Origin of the sequence: Bacillus sp. SIMBA_005 (assembly GCF_046535585.1) — a bacterium.
GTDB classification, from domain to species: Bacteria; Bacillota; Bacilli; order Bacillales; family Bacillaceae; genus Bacillus; species Bacillus pumilus.
In genome coordinates, this window is record NZ_JAWRWI010001087.1 from 1 (window position 1) to 240 (window position 240).

Below are 240 nucleotides of genomic sequence, written 5' to 3' on the forward strand. Positions count from 1 at the left end.
CCCGCTTCACATCGCCTTCGACATGAGGTATATGGTCTTTCCCATCCTGCTTTGCTTCGGTGAGTCCTCCCATAATGGACGGCTCATAGTTGACGTGCGGGTTTTGTCCTTCTGCTCTATCGACCCGATATTGCATTTGCCCGCCTTCCTGGTTGGTGGCGACATGCTTTTTCGGCGAGTTGATCGGAAGCTGCAGGTAATTTGCGCCTACACGGTAGCGCTGCGTATCAGAGTAGGCAA

At 53.3% G+C, this 240-nt stretch carries 1 protein-coding gene; it reads right to left on the reverse strand.

Going from position 1 to position 240, the window contains the following annotated elements; genetic code table 11:
- The coding region (locus tag SB660_RS23475; RefSeq protein ID WP_410584983.1) for a catalase at positions 1-240 on the reverse strand (240 nt) is incomplete at both ends.